Source organism: Janibacter cremeus (assembly GCF_013409205.1).
In the GTDB taxonomy this organism is placed as follows: domain Bacteria; phylum Actinomycetota; class Actinomycetes; order Actinomycetales; family Dermatophilaceae; genus Janibacter; species Janibacter cremeus.
This window is the reverse complement of the sequence record NZ_JACCAE010000001.1, coordinates 1,553,606-1,569,647: the sequence shown is the minus strand read 5'-3', so window position 1 is coordinate 1,569,647 and position 16,042 is coordinate 1,553,606. Positions and strand designations below refer to the sequence as shown.

Annotated in this window: 13 protein-coding genes; 9 read left to right on the top strand and 4 right to left on the bottom strand. The window is 70.3% G+C overall.

Annotated features, from left to right (window positions below):
* The first annotated feature begins 49 nt into the window (after positions 1–49).
* Positions 50–670 (top strand): hypothetical protein, encoded by a 621-nt coding sequence (locus BJY20_RS07390; RefSeq protein ID WP_185990933.1) that lies wholly within the window; start codon positions 50–52, stop codon positions 668–670.
* Between the two features lie 117 nt (positions 671–787).
* Here the strand turns inward: BJY20_RS07390 and BJY20_RS07385 are convergent, their stop codons facing one another.
* Positions 788–4,438, bottom strand: coding sequence for a transglutaminase family protein (locus tag BJY20_RS07385; RefSeq protein ID WP_185990932.1), 3,651 nt, complete (start codon positions 4,436–4,438; stop codon positions 788–790).
* Between the two features lie 69 nt (positions 4,439–4,507).
* On the opposite strand from BJY20_RS07385, the gene BJY20_RS07380 reads away from it, so the two are divergent.
* Positions 4,508–5,680, top strand: a complete 1,173-nt coding sequence (locus tag BJY20_RS07380) for an MFS transporter (RefSeq protein WP_343062807.1) — start codon at positions 4,508–4,510, stop codon at positions 5,678–5,680.
* A 530-nt stretch (positions 5,681–6,210) separates the two neighbouring features.
* On the opposite strand, the gene BJY20_RS07375 is transcribed toward BJY20_RS07380, so the two are convergent.
* On the bottom strand, positions 6,211–6,873 hold the full coding sequence (locus tag BJY20_RS07375) for a VOC family protein (protein ID WP_185990931.1): 663 nt from the start codon (positions 6,871–6,873) through the stop codon (positions 6,211–6,213).
* Between the two features lie 61 nt (positions 6,874–6,934).
* Here BJY20_RS07375 and BJY20_RS07370 point away from each other — a divergent pair, with 61 nt between their 5' ends.
* A complete protein-coding gene (locus tag BJY20_RS07370) occupies positions 6,935–8,383 on the top strand; it encodes an HAD-IB family hydrolase (protein ID WP_185990930.1) in 1,449 nt (482 codons plus the stop codon).
* Between the two features lie 8 nt (positions 8,384–8,391).
* Here BJY20_RS07370 and BJY20_RS07365 read toward each other — a convergent pair whose 3' ends face one another.
* A complete protein-coding gene (locus tag BJY20_RS07365; RefSeq protein ID WP_185990929.1) occupies positions 8,392–8,754 on the bottom strand; it encodes a RidA family protein in 363 nt (120 codons plus the stop codon).
* A 55-nt stretch (positions 8,755–8,809) separates the two neighbouring features.
* Positions 8,810–9,919: an FAD-dependent monooxygenase gene (locus tag BJY20_RS07360; protein ID WP_185990928.1), complete on the bottom strand. Its 1,110-nt coding sequence runs from the start codon at positions 9,917–9,919 to the stop codon at positions 8,810–8,812.
* Between the two features lie 185 nt (positions 9,920–10,104).
* Here BJY20_RS07360 and BJY20_RS07355 point away from each other — a divergent pair, with 185 nt between their 5' ends.
* From BJY20_RS07355 to BJY20_RS07330, 6 genes are all read left to right on the top strand, one after another.
* A complete protein-coding gene (locus BJY20_RS07355; RefSeq protein WP_185990927.1) occupies positions 10,105–11,079 on the top strand; it encodes an ABC transporter substrate-binding protein in 975 nt (324 codons plus the stop codon).
* A 61-nt stretch (positions 11,080–11,140) separates the two neighbouring features.
* The gene (locus tag BJY20_RS07350; RefSeq protein WP_185990926.1) at positions 11,141–11,929 is read left to right on the top strand and encodes an ABC transporter permease; all 789 of its coding nucleotides are present in this window, start codon (positions 11,141–11,143) and stop codon (positions 11,927–11,929) included.
* Entirely contained in the window at positions 11,926–12,807 is an 882-nt protein-coding gene (locus tag BJY20_RS07345) for an ABC transporter permease subunit (RefSeq protein WP_185990925.1), read from the top strand. Before BJY20_RS07350 ends, BJY20_RS07345 begins: the two co-directional genes overlap by 4 nt.
* Positions 12,800–13,606, top strand: a complete 807-nt coding sequence (locus tag BJY20_RS07340; protein WP_185990924.1) for an ABC transporter ATP-binding protein — start codon at positions 12,800–12,802, stop codon at positions 13,604–13,606. The genes BJY20_RS07345 and BJY20_RS07340 overlap by 8 nt, the downstream gene beginning before the upstream one ends.
* Positions 13,606–14,391 (top strand): aspartate dehydrogenase domain-containing protein, encoded by a 786-nt coding sequence (locus BJY20_RS07335; protein ID WP_185990923.1) that lies wholly within the window; start codon positions 13,606–13,608, stop codon positions 14,389–14,391. The genes BJY20_RS07340 and BJY20_RS07335 overlap by 1 nt, the downstream gene beginning before the upstream one ends.
* Positions 14,392–14,485: 94 nt before the next feature.
* The gene (locus tag BJY20_RS07330; protein WP_185990922.1) at positions 14,486–16,039 is read left to right on the top strand and encodes an aldehyde dehydrogenase family protein; all 1,554 of its coding nucleotides are present in this window, start codon (positions 14,486–14,488) and stop codon (positions 16,037–16,039) included.
* Positions 16,040–16,042: the final 3 nt, after the last annotated feature.

Here is a 16,042-nt window from a genome sequence, read left to right as displayed (position 1 = left end):
GCACACAACTAAGTTGTGCGCAATTTATGGATGGTGTTGGGTGGCGTGCATGACCGCTCACCGCATCATCGACCGATTCGACGGACGGATCCTCGGCGCCGGGTCGAGCAGCGGCCTGCGGTTCGTCGTCGGCGACTGGGCCCGCTCGCCGCTGGGTGCGTTCACCGGTGTCATGGTCGCCACGGCCGATGATCGCCGGATCCTGCTGGCGCGGGATGAGCAGATCGCCGAGTACGTCACGAGCACCTACTCCTTCGACGAGATCGTCATCTGCCCGATCTCCTTGGCGGAGCGTCACGACGGTACCCGGTGGGAGGTCGACGCGGGTCCACTGCGAGTGGGTCTCGACATCGGTGCCCGCACCGGGGTCGGGAGGCTCCTGCGCCTCGTGCCGGCTCCCCTCGCGCGCAGTCGGGTCTTCGCGACCGTGGCCGACCCGCTCGCGCGGGTGGTGTTCCCGGGGGTGCGCACGCGTGGCAGCGCCGGCAACGGGCGGCGCGAGTACTACGGAGCGCAGGATCAGCACGCTGTGGAGGGACTGTCCGGTACGTGGCGCGGGAGCGCCCTCGGGGCGCTCGCGGACGTGACGCCGAACCCGCAGTTCGGCTTCAGCTCAACGCCGGCGCGGCCGTCCGTGACCCGGGTGACCACGACCGTGGTCCGGGGATGACGTGCCCGGCACGCCTGTCGGGTCGGGCCGCCGGGGAGCCCCGCTGGGTGGAGGTGACGGGGTGCGGATGGACGCACGATGTCACCTCATTCGAGTGACCGGTGGCGGCCGAGCGCCTCAGCTCGACGAGACCGGCCCCTCCGCGCTGGTCTCCACGATGTCCGCACCCTCGGGCGGGGGCATCCCGGACTGACCCGCGTCCGCGGGCGGCGTGGCGAAGTCGTCCACGGTGCCCGGCGACCGGTCGGTGCCGGGGAAGCGCCGCAGGTCGAGCGTGACCGGGAAGTCCGTCACGGCCGGTCCCAGGCTCGCCAGCGGGTCCGGTAGTGCGCTGACGTCCACGGGCCCGGGGGTGTGCCCCCCGACGACGAACCGTGCCGCCCGCCGGGACTCGGCCGCCGCGGCGTTCACCGGGAAGGAGTCGTAGGCGATCCCACCCGGGTGGGTCACGTGGTGGGTGAAACCACCGAGGGAGCGCCCGGCCCACCGGTCGATCAGGTCGAAGACGAGCGGGCCGTGCACGCCGATCGTCGGGTGCAGCGCCGATGGGGGCGCCCAGGCGCGGTAGCGGACGCCACCGACGAAGGCGCCGGTGCTCCCCTTCGCCCCGACGGGGCCGCCCCAGCCCTGCTCGGCGACCGGGACCATCGGCACGGGGACCCCGTTGCACGTGACCACGTGCCGTCCCTCGATCAGGCCGACGGCGCGAACCTGGACCTTCTCCACCGAGGAGTCGACGTAGCGGGCCGTGCCGGACTGGCTGACCTCCTCGCCCAGGACGTGCCACGGCTCGATCGCGCTGCGCAGCTCCATCTCCACCCCGCCGACGATCGTGTCCCCCAGGCGCGGGAAGCGGAACTCGAGGAAGGAGTCGAACCACGCCGGGTCGATCCGCCCCACGCCCTGCGACGCCAGGTAGCGGTTGACGTCATCGAGGACGTCGCGCAGGTCGGCCGCGACGAAGGCCGGGAGCAGGTACCGGTCGTGCAGGCGCGTGCCCCAGTGCACGAGCGGGGCGGAGTAGGGCTCGTGCCAGAACTTCGCGACGAGCGAGCGCACGAGCAGCGCCTGCAGCAGCGCCATCCGCGGGTGCGGCGGCATCTCGAAGCCACGCAGCTCCAGCAGCCCGAGCCGTCCGCGCTCGGTGCCGGGCGCGAAGAGCTTGTCGATGCAGAACTCCGCGCGGTGGGTGTTGCCGGTGATGTCGGTCAGCAGGTGCCGCAGCAGCCGGTCGACGAGCCACGGCCGGGTGTGCTGCTTGACGTAGTGGTCCCCGGTCAGCGGCTCGGTGACGTCCTGCTCGTCGTGCTCCATCGCCAGGACGTGGTCCATCTGCGCGAAGGCGATCTCCAGCTCGTACAGGGCATCCGGTCGGCCCTCGTCCACGCGGGGGGCCTGCGACGTCGGCCCGATGAAGCGCCCGGAGAACAGGTAGCTCAGCGCGGGGTGGTGCTGCCAGTACGTCACCAGCGAGCGCAGCAGGTCAGGTCGGCGCAGCAGCGGGCTGTCGGCGGGGGTGGAGCCGCCGAGGGTGATGTGGTTGCCGCCGCCGGTGCCGGTGTGCGAGCCGTCGACGTCGAACTTCTCGGTCGCCAGGTGGATCTGTCGGGCGTGCTCGTGCACCCACTCGGTCTGCTCGACCAGCTGCGCCCAGGAGGACGTCGGGGAGACGTTGACCTCGATGACGCCGGGGTCGGGGGTCACCGACATGGTGCGCACCCGCTCGTCGCCGGGTGGTGGGTATCCCTCGAGGACGACCGGCTGCCCGACTTCGCTCGCGGCGGCCTCGATGGCGGCGATCAGCCCGACGGCGTCCTCGAGCTCCTCCAGCGGTGGGAGGAAGACGAAGAGGTGGCCGTCGCGGTCCTCCACGGCCAACGCGGTCCGCGGTGCCTCCTCGATCGGGATCACCTGTGCCGCCGGGGCGCTCACCGTCGGCAGTGAGCCCGGGTCGAGGCTGGGCAGTGCTCCGCGCGGTGCGAAGGGGGATCGCTCCGGCGTGATGGGGCCCTCGCCCCAGGCGACGGAGCCCAGGGGCAGACGCAGCCCCGCCGGGGAGTCGCCGGGGACGAGGGCGAGGAAGCCGCGACGGGTGCGCCACGTCGTCGTCGCCCAGCCCTGGCCGTCGGGGGCAGGGAAGATCGGCAGCACCCACGCTGCCGGGGTGTCCGGGTCGGCGGTCTCGTCGATCTCGGCCACGCGTGCCGCGCGCGAGGTCTCGTCGGCGGCCTCCGGGGCGTCCGGGGCGAGGTCACCCTCGGTGGGCGCCTCACCGGAGGGAAGGCGCGCCTGGGTGACGAGACGCTGGAGCGGGTCCTCGACGGCCGCGGCCAGGTGCTCGACGTCGACCCCGAGTCGTCGGGCGATCGCGACGGCGAGGTCGCGGGCGGCGCCGGCGGCCTCGGGGGAGCCGGACACCAGCCGACCCTCGCCCCACGGGTCGTCGAGGAGGTCGGGGTCGCTCCACAACGGCCGGCCGTCGATGCGGTCGGCGAGCATGATCTGCCAGCGGGGCAGGGGCTCCCCGGGGTACCACTTGCCCTGGCCGTGGTGACGCAGCGTGCCGGGCGAGGACAGCCGGGACGCGAGCGCCATCGCCAGCGCCCGCTTCTGCTCGCCGTCCGCCGCGGTGTGCCACTGCGGGTCCGTCGTCCCACCTGCCGCGACGAAGGTCGGCTCGCCGCCCATGGTCAGGCGCACGTCCCCCTTCGCCAGCAGGCCGTCGACCGCCTCACCGACCGCGGTGATCCGCGACCACTGGGTGTCGTCGACCGGCTTGGTCACGCGTGGGTCCTCGGCGAGGCGGGTGACCGTGTTGGCGAAGTCGAAGTCGACGTCCACCGGGCCGGTGGCCCCGCTGATCGGGGCCGCGGAGGAGGGGTGCGGGGTGCACGAGAGGGGGATGTGCCCCTCGCCGCACAACAGTCCGGACGTCGCGTCGAGGCCGACCCAGCCCGCGCCGGGGATGTAGACCTCGGCCCACGCGTGCAGGTCGGTGAAGTCCTCCGTCGGCCCGCTGGGGCCGTCGACCGCTGCCTGGTCGGTGCTCAGCTGCACGAGGTACCCGGAGACGAAACGCGCGGCCAACCCGAGGTGGCGCAGCGCCGCGACGAGCAACCAGGCGCTGTCGCGGCACGAGCCGATGCCGCGCTCGAGGGTGCGCGTGGGTGTCTGCACCCCCGGCTCGAGGCGGACCGTGTAGTCCACGCTCTCGCGGATGGCGCGGTTGAGGCCGACGACGAAGCCGACGATCGGGGTGCCGGCACCCACGGCCGCATCCCGCGGGGCGGTCAGCAACGACGGCAGCCGCTCCTCGAGCCAGGTGACGACGTCGGGAGAGGTGGCTGCGCTCGCTTGGCTCCCTTCGCCACGATGGTTGAGGTGCGACGAAGGAGCCTCGAAACCCACGGGGTCGAGGTAGGGGGCGAGGTCCCCCCGCAGCTGCTCCGGGTAGGCGAAGGGGAAGGTGGCCGCCCAGTCCTCGACGAAGAAGTCGAAGGGGTTGATCACCGTCATGTCCGCGAGCAGGTCGACGGTGATCTCGAGGCGCTCGACCTTGTCGGGGAAGACCACGCGGGCCAACCAGTTGCCGAAGGGGTCCTGCTGCCAGTTGAGGAAGTGGTTCTCCGGCTCGATCCGCAGCGAGTAGCTCGGGATCGGCGTGCGCGAGTGCGGTGCCGGGCGCAGCCGGATCGTGTGCGGGTAGACCTGCACGGGCTCGCTGAAGCGGTAGCTCGTGCGGTGCTCGAGTGCTACGCGGATCGTCACCCGACCACTGTATGCGCGGGGGAGGTGCCGGATGCCGCGGCGAGGCGCCTCGTCCGCGACAATGCGGACATGACCGTTGCCCACACCACGCCTGTCTGGCGCCTGCCAGGGATGCCGGTCCTGCTGATGGCGACGGTGGCCGGGTTCAGCGGCTTCTCGGCACTGCTGCCGGTCGCACCGCTGTGGGCGGCCCAGGGCGGCGCGGACTCGGCGGGCGTCGGCGCCGTCAACGGCGTGCTCATGCTCTTCACGGTGCTCACCCAGCCCTTCGTCCCCGCGGCGGTCCGCCGGTTCGGGTGGGGGCCGGTCATGGCTGCCGGGCAACTGCTGCTCGGGCTGCCGGCGCTGCTGCACCTGGTCTCCGACGACCTGACGTGGGTACTCGTCCTCGCCGCCGTGCGTGGCCTGGGCTTCGGGATCCTCACCGTCACCGGTAGCGCGGCCGTGGCGAACCTGGTCGACCCCCGGCGGCGCGGCCAGGCGGTCGGCATCTACGGGCTCGGCATCGCGGTGCCACAGGTCGTCTTCATGCCGATCGGGCCGTGGGTGGCGCAGGACATCGGCTTCTGGCTGGTCTTCGCCGCGGGCGCCCTGCCGATCGTCGGCGCCGTCCCCGCATGGCTCGCCGGTCGGTCCCTGATCATCGAGCCCGACGACTCTCCCGTGACGCACTCGCGGGCCCAGGTCTACCGCTCGCTCCTGCGGGCGATGCTCCTGCTGCTCGGGGTGACCCTCGCCGGTGGTGCGCTGATCACCTTCTCCAGCGAGCTCGCCGGCGCCGCCTGGCTGGCGACGGCGGCGCTGCTCGTCCTCACCGGCGCTGCCGCCCTGACCCGGTGGAAGATGGGCGCGCTCGCCGACATCTACGGCACCCGGCCCTTCCTGTGGCCGCTGGTGCTCTCCACGACGATCGGCCTCGCGCTCGTCGCGGTGTCACTCACCCGGGACGGTGCGCTCGCCGCGGTCCTGCTGCTGCTCGGCGTCCTGTGCGTCGGCATCTCCTACGGGGCACTGCAGAACCTCACCCTGCTGCTCGCCTTCGCCTCCGTCTCGCGGCGCGACTACGGCACGGCCAGCGCGGTGTGGAACATCGGCTTCGACGCCGGCACCGGCCTCGGCTCGGTCCTCGTCGGCGCGATCGCCGCCGGCGCGTCCTTCACGCAGGCGCTGCTCGTCGCAGCGGTGCTGTCGCTGGCGACCCTGCCGCTGGCGCTGGTGCGCGGGCGCCCCGCCGCGAGATGACGAAGGGGGTCCCCCGGCGGGGCTGCTCAACGTCGTCCACAGGCTGCCGACGTGGGAGACGCGATTCGGGCCCATCGCGCGCTGCGGAGGCCACCGCTGTTGCGAACGACGAGCCCGAAACCGTGCAGCGTCAGCAATTCTGGCGTGCGCCGCACACACCGCGACTCTGAAGAGTTGGTTACGCGATGCTGTACATCCGACCGCCACCGCCATAGCGGTAGGCGCTTCCGGGCTGTGCGGCCATGCCACTGAGTGACTGGTTCATGCACTCAGTTGCCTTGCTACAAATAGCTTGGGGCGAGGGCTCTGCTCCTTGGCTGCTCACGTTCGCTCCCACGGTCAACACGGCTGCTCCGCTGGCGAGACCGGCGACTGCCGTCATGATCTTCGTCTTCGTCATGGCCCAGCTCTCCTCTTCGGATTCGGTTCCAGAGTGGTTCCAACACGCTAACTGAAAATGTCAAGCCGAAATGGGAGCGCCCGAGTGGGCCGGGTGCGGCGCACTGGTGGCGACCCCCTTCGTCATCGGCTCAGTTGTGCGGCTGCGAGGTGCAGACGCAGGCCTGGTTGCCGTCGGCGTCGGCCAGCACCCACCAGGACGGGGCGAAATCGTCGGTGACGAGCACCCCGCCGGCGGCGAGCACGGCGTCCACCCGCTCCTGCGCAAGGTCGTTCGGGACGTAGACGTCCAGGTGGGTGCGGCCGCGCCCGCCGGGGTCGTCGGTCACCTGGAACCAGATCTCGGGCAGCTGGCCGTCCGGGCTCGGCAGCGAGGTGCTGTCGTGGGGAGCCGGGGTGTGACCGGTCAGGGCGGCCCAGAAGTCACGGATCGCATCCGGGTCGCTGGTGTTGATACCGACGGTCATCGAGGTCGTGACCTCCGGGGTGAGCTGCGCCCCGCGCTCGTCGGCGATGCGCGCGATCGTGCCGGCCAACTCGATGTCCCGGGAGGTGATGCCGCCCACGTCGTGGCTGGCCATGGCCAAGCCGACCCAGCCATAGCGCAGGTCGATGTCCGGGTGGTGGTTGGCCTCGTCGGCGGCCGAGGCGATCTCCTGCACGAGTCGCAGGGACTCCTCGAACCCGCTCGTGGTCAGGCGCGTGCGCAGCATCCCGTCCACCTCGCGCCACCCGATGGGTGCCTGGTCGTGGACCTGCTGGCTGGTCAGGATCTGCTTGGCGTCATTGCTCATGTGACCCACGTTAGGACGCTTTGCGGTTCACCCCAAGGGCAGGCGTCGGTAACCTCACGGCATGACTGGCGCCGCGTTCTTCGACCTCGACCGGACCCTGCTGCCCAAGGCGTCGGGTCCAGCGCTCTCCGCCGCCATGCGGGAGACCGGAGTCGTGTCCGCGCGGTTGCCGGGAGAGTCGCTGCTCTTCGGCTGGTTCAACCTGCTGGGGGAGTCGCTGGGCTCGATCGCGCTCGCCCGGCAGGCGGTGCTCGTGGCCAGGGGTCGCGCGGCGGACGCCTTCGACGAGGCCGCCCAGCTGGCAGCCGACGTGCTCGAGCCGATGGTCGGGCCGTTCGCGCGGATGCTCATCGACGAACACCACGAGGCCGGACGGCCGGTCGTGCTCGCGACGACGACCCCGGAGCACCTGATCATGCCCTTCGCCGAGCGGCTGGGCATCGACCACGTCATCGCCACCCGCTACGAGGTGGACGAGAGCGGACACTTCACCGGTCGCAACGACGGGCACTTCGTGTGGTCGATGGGCAAGGTCGCCGCGGTACGCGAGTGGGCGCTCCAGGAGGGCATCGACCTCGAGAAGTCCTTCGCCTACTCCGACTCGATCTACGACGCCCCGCTGCTGAAGGCCGTCGGCAACCCCGGCGCGGTCAACCCCGACCCGCGGCTGCAGGCCATGGCGGTCCTGGCCCGCTGGCCGGTGCTGCACTTCGACACCTCGCCCGGCGTGTTCAAGGTGCCGGTCCTGGGGGTGGAGCTGCAGCGGATGGTCACGGCACTCACGCCACCCGAGGCCTTCCCGTACGCCAGGTTCACCATCACCGGCGCCGATAACGTCCCCAGTGACGGCCCGGCCATCCTCGTGGGCAACCATCGCTCGTACTTCGACGTGGTGGCGATGGTCATGGCGATGCGCCGGACCGGCCGCACCGCACGCTTCCTGGGCAAGAAGGAGCTCTTCGACGTCCCCGGCCTCGGTTCGTTCTTCCGCGCCGGTGGCGGGATCAGCGTCGACCGTCGTCAGGAGGACCCGAACAGCCCCGATGCCTTCGCCTCCGCCGTGCGCTCCCTCGCGGGCGGGGAGATGGTGGCGATGATGCCCGAGGGGACGATCCCGCGCGGCATCCACTTCTTTCAACCGGGCATGTCCGGCTTCCCCGGCGCAGCGCGCCTGGCCCACCTGAGCAGGGTGCCGGTCATCCCCTTCGCCATCACCGGGACCGAGAAGGTCTGGCCGCGCTCCTCGCGGGTGCCGCGCATGCTGAACCTGCTCGACCGGCCCGAGGTGAGCGTGACCTTCGGCGAGCCGGTGGACCTGAAGTACCGCTCCGTCCCGCGCGACATGGACCGGGTCTTCGACGCGATCACCGGCCTGCTCCCGGACGAGGTCGCCAACCCGCCCCGGCCCACGATGGCCGAGCTCGCGCTGACCTATCCGGACGGGACGGTGCCCGACGAGGACCGGTGGTTCGCGGTTGACGGGGGCGAGGGCCCTCGTGGGGAGGGCTGACGCCGGGGCTACGCCCGAGCGATGCAGTCGATCTCGACGGTGGCGCCGTACGGGAGGTCGCTGACCTCGACGAAGGTGCGCGCGGGGCGAGGGTGCTCGAAGGCCCGCTCGAACTGCCGGTTCGCTTCCTCGCGAAGGGTGACGTCCGTGACGAAGTAGGTCAGCTTGACGACATCGGCGAGGGTCGCGCCGGCCGTGGCCATGCGCTCGGCCATGCGGTCCAGGGCCGCGTCCACGGCCTCCTCGCGGCCGGGCACCGCCTGGCCATCCGGGTCGATGGACAGGGCGCCGGAGACGAAGACCAGGCCACCGGCCGTGAATGCGGGGCTGTAGGGGTGGGGGTCGGACTGCTGGTCACTGTGCGTGGTCATTGCTGGGGGTTCCTTTCCTGACGATTCGACGAAGGGTGCTCCACAACGCGCCGGGTCACACGGGCACCGACCAGGCGTCGTAGTCGTAGACCCAGTCCGCGTTGCCGCCGTCCTTGAGCCACTCGTTGCCACGGGAACCGAGCTGGATCTTGGCGGTGCGGTCCCTGCGCATGTCCTCGTAGGAGCGCAGGCCGGCCGGGGCCCCGTGGGTGGCGAGGTTGCGCGCGAGCACGATCGCGTCCTCGATCGCCTGGCCCGCGCCCTGCGCCATGAAGGGCATCATCGGGTGGGCGGCATCGCCGAGGAGCGTCGCCCCGCCGGCGCCCCACGTGCTCAGTGGGTCGCGGACGTAGAGGGCGGAGATGAGCACCTCGTCGCAGGCCTCGAGCAGGGCGCGGGCGTCATCGTGGAAGTCGGCATAGGCCGCCCGTACGTCCTCGATCCGTCCCGGGGTGGTCCACGACTCCTGCGACCAACTCTCCCGGCCCTCGGTGGCGAAGACGAAGGTCTCCTCCCCCCGCGTCAGCGGGAAGGTGACGATCTGGGTGTAGCGGTCCTTGCCCCAGAACTTGGTGAAGCAGTCGATGTCGGGCAGGTGCGCCACCCGCTCTGTCGGCACCACGGCGCGATAGGCGACGGTGCCGGTGAACTCGGGGTGCTCCTCGCCGAGGATGCTGCGCCGCACGGCCGAGTGGATCCCGTCCGCCCCCACGACCACGTCCACCTCGTCGGTGCTGCCGTCGGCAAAGCGAAGGGAGACCCCCTCGCTGGACACATCACAGGACTCCAGCTGGTGGCCCAGGCGCACCGCGTCAGCGCCCACAGCCGCCTCCAGGGCGTCCAGCAGGTCAGCGCGGTGGATGGTCAGCTGCGGCGCACCGTAGGACTCCTCGGCAGCGTCGGACATGGGTAGACGGGAGGTCTCCTCGCCGGTGTACCCATCGCGGCTGATCCGGAAGCGGGGTCGAGCAGCTTCCGCCCGCAGGGGCTCACCCACGCCGAGCGGGTCCAGGGCCCGCACCGCGTTGGGGGTCAGGTTGATGTCGGCGCCGACGCGCCCGAACTGGGGGGCGCGCTCGTGGACGAGCGCCTCATGCCCCTCCTTGCGCAGCGCGAGAGCGAGGGTGAGTCCCCCGATACCGCCGCCGATGATCGCTATCCGCATGATGACCTCCTGTCTACGGACGACCTCGTCCGTGGGATTCGGTGACCTCCTCCGACGAGAAGCACGGGGCAGTGCAACGAATCTGTGCCCACCCCTTGACCGGCGTCGGTGTCTGTCGGAAGATAACTTACAGCAAAAAGGTTGAGCACAAAGATGTGCCACCTCGAAATCTCTGGAGGTTCTCGATGAACAAGTGGCGGACACTGGCCATGGCCGGTATCACCAGCGCAGCGCTCGGCCTGTCGGCCTGCGGCGGGAGTGACGGCGGCGCATCCGCCGCGGCCACCGACGGTGAGCTGGAGAAGGCCGAGCTCACGGTGGGCTCCCTGCCCATCTCCGACTACGCGACCCTGTACTGGGCAGACGAGAAGGGCTTCTTCGAGGACGAGGGGCTCGACGTCACGATCAAGCCGGTCCAAGGAGGCCCGGGTGGCGTCCAGAAGGTCGTGGCCGGCGAGCTGGACTTGACCAACTCGACCACCTTCGGCACTGCCATGGCTGTCGACTCGGGCCTGCCCATCCGGTCCGTGGTGCTCACCAGTGCCTTGGCGGACAACGGCATCGGGATCTTCGCCCCGAAGGGTTCCGACATCACGGAGATGGCGGACCTCGACGGCAAGTCCGTGGGGATCAACACCACCAAGAACGTCGGTGACATCACCTTCCGGGCCCTGGCCGAGGCCGAGGGCATGGACGTCCAGCCGGACTGGGTCGAGGTCCCCTTCCCCGAGATGATCGGTGGCGTCGAGGCGAAGTCGATCGACGCGGGCTACATGGTCGAGCCCTTCATGTCGGCTGCCCGTGCCGCTGGCCTGAACCAGGTCGCGGACCTCACCAAGGGCCCCAACGAGGGGCTGGCCATGTCCACCTTCGTCGCCAGCCAGAAGTTCCTCGACGAGAACCCGGACACGGCCGCGGCGTTCGCGAAGGCGATGTACGCGGCGGGTGGCGACATGGAGGAGAACGAGGACGAGGTACGTGCCTGGCTGCCCTCCATCGCCCAGCTCGACGAGTCCGTCGCCAAGGAGATGCCGCTGCCGACGTACTACTCGCAGATGGAGCCGGACGCCTACGACAAGGCAGTCGGGATCGTCAAGGACCAGGAGCTCGTCTCCTCGGACCTGGACCCCGGCACCACGCTCTGGACCCCTGCGGAGTGACGAAGCCCCGTCCCGCGTCCATCGGTGACGCGAGGACCGTCGAGAACGGAAGGAGGCGGGGATGCAACTCATCCACGAACCGCTGAGCACACGTCGCCAGATCGTGCTGGGCGTCGTCGGTGTCGTCGGAGTGGCGGCGCTCGCCGAGGTGCTGATGTCCACCGTCATCACCAAGGACGGCCTGCCCGTGCCGAGCAGGGTCATGGGGAGTCTGGGTGATCTCTTCTCCGACTCGGCCTTCTGGGAGGCAGTCGGCTTCACCCTGGCAGAGTGGATGCTCGGTCTGCTCCTCGCGACCGTGGCGGGCGTCCTCGTCGGGGCCGCGATGGGTGCCTCCAAGGCGGCCATGATGACCTTCAGCCTCCCGGTCGAGGCCTTCAGGGTGCTGCCCTCGATCGCCCTCGGCCCGATCCTCGTGCTGCTCCTGGGCAGCGGGATGCTGCCGCTGGCGATCACCGTTGCCCTCGCCTGTGTCTGGCCCATCCTGCTGAACACGATGTACGGCGTCCGTGGCGCGGACACGACCGCGATCCAGACGGCTGAGAGCTTCGGGCTCTCCCGTGCGGAAGTGGTCCGTCGGGTCATCCTTCCCAGCGCGCTGCCCTTCGCCTTCACCGGTGTCCGGGTGGCAGCGTCGATCGGCCTGATCGTGGCGGTCTCGGCGGAGCTGCTCGTGGGAGCGGGTGCCGGTATCGGCGGCTACATCCTGCTCAACAGCGCCAATGCCACCAACCTTGACCTCGTCTATGCCGCGACCCTCGTGGCCGGCGTCCTCGGAGTCCTGGTCTCGCTGGTGATGTCGCTCGTCGACGCGAAGGTCTTCGACTGGAAGAAGGGGTTGGCCCAGTGACTGTCCAGAACGTGCGATCCCGCGCCACACGGGCGCCCGCGCCCACCAAGTCCTCCAAGCCCGCCAAGCCCAGAGGTGGTATCGGCCTCCCGCAGCAGATCGTGCTGCGGCTGCTCGTGCCGGTGATCATCCTGCTGTGCTGGTTCGCCCTGTCGAGGGCCGCCCAGAGCGGGTACTTCGTCCCGGGCCCGTGGGAGTCCTTCCGTACCGCCGGGACGATGTTCCTCTCCGGTGACATCAGCAAGGGCTTCCTCGGTGAGGCGACCTTCACCCACTTCGTCCCCAGCGTCCTGCGGGCCCTGGCAGGTCTCTTCCTGGCCATCGCCATCGGCGTGGGAGTCGGCGTGGTCCTGGGCATCTCCCCGGTGGCGCACGCGCTCTTCCAGCCGCTGGTGCACCTCGGGCGTTCCCTGCCCAGCCCGGCCCTGCTCGGGGTCTTCTTCCTGCTCTTCGGTATCGGCGACTCCCCCAAGATCTTCCTGATCGCCTTCAGCGTCGTCTGGCCGATCCTCTTCAACACCATCGACGGGGTGATGTCGGTCGGGGAGATCCGCTCGCAGGCGGCCGCGGTCTACCGGATCCCGGCTCGACTGGTCCTGACCCACATCGTCCTGCCGGGCGCCTCGCCGAAGATCTTCGCCGGCATCCGTACCGCGATGTCCATGTCCCTGATCATCATGATCATCTCCGAGCTGCAGAAGTCGGACAACGGACTCGGCTACCTGCTCGTCTCGACGCAGCGGGACTTCAACTACCCGGGCTTCTTCGCGGTGCTCATCGTGCTCGCGTTGCTCGGCGTGGTCATGAACTTCATCTTCCTTCAGATCGAGCGTCGGGTCCTGGCCTGGCACCGAGGAGCGACTGCACAAAATGACTGATACGAGCCAATCCCCTCAGAAGATCGTCCCGGAGCTCCAGCTCGACGGCGTGTCCAAGCGCTACGGCGACAACCTTGCGGTGCGCAGCATCAGCGCGATGATCCCTGCGCACAAGATCTCCGTCATCGTCGGACCCTCGGGCTGCGGCAAGTCGACGTTGCTGCGCATCATCAGCGGCCTGGACGACCCGACCGATGGCACCGTGACCTTCGAGGGCACCACGGTCTCCGGCGTCCCCGAAGGGCTGGCCATGGTCTTCCAGGACTACTCGCGCTCGCTCTACCCGTGGATGCGTGTGGACAAGAACGTCGCCTTCCCGTTGTCGAAGGTGCCGAAGAAGGAGCGTGCCGAGCGCGTCCAGGAGGCTCTCGATGCCGTGGGGCTCGGGGACCGCTCGCACCTCTACCCGTGGCAGATGTCGGGTGGCATGCAGCAGCGGGTGGCCATTGCCCGTGCGCTCGCCTCCCGGCCGAAGCTGCTCGTGATGGACGAGCCCTACGCGTCGGTGGACGCGCAGACCCGCGCGGACCTGGAGGACCTGCTCCTACGCATCCAGCGCAAGCTCGGCATCACCGTCCTCGTCGTCACCCACGACATCGACGAGAGTGTCTACCTCGCAGACCACATCATCGTGCTGTCGACCCCGCCGAGCATCGTCGCGGAGACCATCGAGGTCGACCTGCCCCACCCCCGCGACCACGTGACGACCAAGACCGACCCGCGGTACGTCGAGATCCGCGGCCACGTGACTCAGCTGCTGCGCCACCGCGAGCTGCAGGCGGTCGAGGACGCGTCGTGATGCGGCGGGTCGTGGTGGCCGGGTACGGAGTCATCGGGTCGCAGGTGGCCGGTGAGCTGGCGAAGGGGGGTGTCCCGGGAGCCGAGTTGGTCGGCATCGTCGACAGCCGGGTCCTGACCGACCCGCCGGCACCGCAGTGCACCCTCTCGGAGGCGTTGCACATCGCGGATGTGGTCGTCGAGTGCGCCGGCCAGCCGGCCGTCCACGAGATGATCGACCCCGTCCTCGGCGGGGGCGCCGACCTGGTCGTCACCTCCGTCGGCGCACTTCTGGACGAGCGGCTCGGGTCCCGGCTGGGCTCTCTGGGGCCGGGACGGCTGCTCGGTACCCACGGCGCGGTTGGTGGACTCGACCTGCTGGCCTCGGTCGCTCGTGCGGGTGGACTCGATGTGGCCCGCCTGCGCACGACCAAGAAGTCGGCCTCCCTCGTGCGCGAGTGGATGACCCGGGAGAGGACGGCCGAGATCCTGGCCGCGCGCGACCCGATCACCGTCTTCTCCGGGAGTGCCGACGAGGCGGCCCGGCTCTTCCCCGACTCCCTGAATGTCGTGGCGGCCCTCGCGACGGCGGTGGGCTCGACACAGCTGGTCGAGGTCGAGCTCGTCGGTGACCCTACGGCGCCGATGACGACCCACGAGATCACCGCCGAGGGGGACCTCGGTGACTACTGCTTCACGATCCGCAACACCCCCAGCAACCAGAACCCGCGCACGAGTGCGGTGACCGCTTGGTCGGTGCTGCACACGGTGGCTTCGCTCACCGATCGTGCGCCACTGATCGCCTGACCCGGGTCCTGCGGGAATGACATCCGAAAAGTCTTGACAGAAAACATCTTTGCGCTCAGACTTATTGCAACGACGGAAGGTAGGCCTCGGTTCAATGTCGACTGAGATCGCTCCACTGACTTCAGGGCTGGCCCTTGGCCATCTCCTACGTGACGAGGTGCTCGTCGGCGGCCGCTGGCGCACCGGGACCGGTGCCGTCATCGACACCGTCGACCCGTCCACCGGCGTGACGTTCGCCCACCTCCACGCAGCCACCGTGGAGGACGTGGACGAGGCTGTCCGGGCGGGAGAGCGCGCGGCGCTCGAGAGCGGCTGGCGGGCAGCACTGCCCCACGAGCGAGCCGGGGTCCTGCGCCGCGTCGGGGACGCCATCGAGCGTCGGGCGGAGGAGATCTCCGCGTTGCAGACCCTGGACACCGGCAAGACCCGGGGAGAGACCCTGGCCCTCGCCCACAGTGCCGCGGCCACCTTCCGCTACACGGCGGCGGCGCTGGAGACCCTCGAGGACCAGGTCACCCCGCCCCGCGGGCCGTACCTGACCATTGCGACGTGGGAGCCGGTCGGGGTCGTCGCCTCGATCACCCCGTGGAACTCGCCCATCGCCAGTGATGCGCAGAAGATCGCCCCGGCGCTCGCCGCCGGCAACGCAGTCGTGGCGAAGCCGCCGGCCTGGGCCCCCTGGGTCACCCTGCTGCTGGCGCGGATCACCGAGGAAGCGGGGCTGCCGCCAGGGTTGCTCTCCGTGCTCCCCGGACCGGGACGCACCGTGGGTGAGGCGCTCGCCTCCCACCCCCGCGTGGGCAAGCTGACCTTCACCGGTGGCACGACGACCGGCCGGCACCTGGCCCACGTCGCCGCCGAGAAGCTCATGCCGGCGACCCTGGAGCTCGGTGGGAAGTCGCCCACCATCGTCTTCGACGACGCAGACCTGACACAGGCGATCGCCGGGGTGCTCTACGGGATCTTCTCCTCAACCGGTCAGAGCTGCATCGCCGGGTCACGGATCTTCGTCCAGCGCACGATCTTCGACGACGTCGTCGCCCGGCTCGTCGAGGCCACCCGGCGCCTGCGCGTCGGCTCGGGCACCGACCCGAGGACCCAGGTGGCCCCGCTCGTCAGCCACAGCCACCGGGACCAGGTGGCGGCCATGGTCGACGCCGCGGTCGCGGACGGCGCCCAGGTCCTCATCGGCGGAGGCGTTCCGGCCGACCCCGAGCTGGCGGACGGGGCCTACTACCTGCCGACCATCATCGGCGGCGTCGACAACTCCGCACGCATCTGCCAGGAGGAGGTCTTCGGCCCGGTCGCGGTCGTCCTGCCCTTCGACGACGAGGAGGACCTCATCGCCATGGCCAACGACTCGGACTACGGGCTGGCCAGCGGCATCTGGACGGCCGACTACCGACGGATCCACCGGATCGCCGGGCGGCTCGTCGCCGGGACCGTCTACGTCAACACGTACAAGCAGTTCAGCATCTCCACCCCCTTCGCCGGAGTCCGCGACAGCGGTGTCGGCGTCGAGAAGGGCAGAGAGGGGATCCGCTCGTACATGCGGCAGAAGAGCATCTACATCGACCTGAGCGGCGAGCCCCTCCCGTGGGCAGCCGAGCAGGCGCGAGCGGTCGACCCGACGTCGACCGGCTCATGACCC